Origin of the sequence: Streptomyces xiaopingdaonensis, assembly GCF_000262345.1 — a bacterium.
Classification (GTDB): Bacteria; Actinomycetota; Actinomycetes; order Streptomycetales; family Streptomycetaceae; genus Streptomyces; species Streptomyces xiaopingdaonensis.
In genome coordinates this window covers 1-1,922 of sequence record NZ_AJTQ01000379.1, presented here as the reverse complement: position 1 = coordinate 1,922, position 1,922 = coordinate 1, and the positions used below count along the sequence as shown (strand labels likewise).

Here is a 1,922-nt window from a genome sequence, read left to right as displayed (position 1 = left end):
TCGGCTGCCGCGGTGTCGACGACCGCCCCACGATCCGACTCCAACTCCTGGGCACGCTCAGCCAGTCGGGAGGGCCCCAGCAGGCCGAGCACGAGCATCCGGTCCACCTGCGCGAGGCCGCGGATCAGCCAGGGCGTCAGCAGGACGAGCACGAGCCCGGCGAGCGAGGCGACGGCGAGCTCGGAGGCGCTGTCCAGGTAGCCCCAGTCCCCGAATTCGGGCCCCGGCTGGTCGGTGTACGCGTCGAAGACCCAGTGGTAGGCCGGGACGAGGAAGAGCGCCCACCCCGTCGCCCAGAACACGAAGCTCACCGTGAAGGCGGCCGTCGCCCACGGGAAGTACACCACCGCGTAGAGCAGGTGCCGCCACGAGGTACCGCTGCGCAGGAGCGCCCCGACCCACGCCATCAGCCCGCTGTTGCGCTGCACCGCGCTCACCGGCTCGGGCTCGGGCGCGTCCAGGTGCAGCAGCCCCCGGGCCCGCGCCCGTTCGAAGGCACCGATACCGCGGCAGCTCGCGAGGGTGAGCGCGAGCAACGGGATGCCGATGAAGGTGATCAGCAGTCCGGCGCTCACGGAGACCATCGTCACGGTCCAGCCGAAGGCGACGCTCGCGAGGGGGAACCCCGTGAGCAGGTAGAGGAACTCGCGGTAGGTCCGGTTCTCGAGCGGGGCGAGGAGGAAAGCGGAGAACGGGTTGCGCGGGCCGTCCCCGTATCCCGCGGTCCGCCCGGGGCCGGCGTCCGACGGAACGCGGTGGGCCGTTGCCATGGTGGTGCCCTTTCTCTCTCATGTCCCTCCGACGCCGACAGGCGCCGCACGCCCCGGCCCCGGAAGCCGGGGGCGGGACTCTCCCAGCATTGTCCCGAGCGACCTTGCACCGCCATGGAGCCGACCGGCTTGTGCGGCCGGGGGTTTTCCCCACCGTGGGCCCCGTCTGGACGACGAAGGGATCTGCGCCGAGAACGGGCGAACGCGCGTCTCTCCAAGGCCGTTCCGGGCCGGGTGGCGCACCCGGCGCCAGGCTTCCCGCCGACGCTTCCGGGGCACCGCGTCATAGCCTCGCTCGACCTCGCCGTTCTGCCCGCGGACGCGACGGGCCGGTCGCGCTCGACTTCGGACTCCGGGGAGAGCTGCGTCCGAAGCACGATGCCTCCCTGCCCGACCACGACTCGCTCCTCGACTCGGCCGCGCATCCGCACGAGGCAGAGCTGCGGGACGGGGATCTCGACGCCCTCGCGTGGCTCCGGGTCCGGATCGGGGGCTGCCCGATGGACGAGTACGGAGAGTCGGCCCCCGTCACCGAGGCCGCGACGACGCGCGGCGTCCAGCATTCGTGCGAGGAGCGGCCGAAGGAGTGGGTGCTCCTGGCGCAGTGGCTCCCCGATGTCAGCGGATGGGAGGACGCACACTGGGCGATCGCGAGGCGGGACGTGGTGGCACGTCGCTCAGAGAAGGCGGAGGTCTCGATGTTCTTACCGTCCGGGCGACCCGGCTGCTCCCATACTCGCTCCCGGCGGCTCCGAGGAAGCGACCGCCTCCGGCCCCAGCCGGGACGGGCCGCGGCGTTCAGGCTCCTTGGTGCTGCTTCGCGCGGCGCCCCGTCTTGCCGGGCTTCCTCGTACGCGCGTTCCCCGAGGGTGCCGACTCCCGCTCCCGCCAGGGGAGTTCGGCGGTGATGGTGGTGGGGCCTCCGGTGGGGGAGTCGATGAGGAGGAGGCCGTCGACGGAGTCGAGGCGTTCGGCGAGGCCGGCGAGTCCCGTGCCGCCCGTCGCGCCGTCGACGGGCGGCGCGGCCGTGGCGCCGCCTCTGCCGTTGTCCCGGACCTGGAGCATGAGTCGGTCTTTGGTGCGCCAGAGGTCGACTTCGGCGTGGTGGGCGCCGCTGTGTTTGCTGATGTTTTGGAGGAGTTCGGAGGCGGT

General features: G+C 72.4%; 2 protein-coding genes. Both read right to left on the bottom strand.

What is annotated here, in order from left to right; translation table 11 throughout:
* The coding region (locus UWG_RS31335; protein ID WP_016910727.1) for a sensor domain-containing protein at nucleotides 1–770 on the bottom strand (770 nt) is incomplete at its 3' end.
* Between the two features lie 798 nt (nucleotides 771–1,568).
* Nucleotides 1,569–1,922 (bottom strand): ATP-binding protein (locus UWG_RS31330; RefSeq protein ID WP_033196437.1); only part of this gene is annotated, 354 nt, incomplete at its 5' end.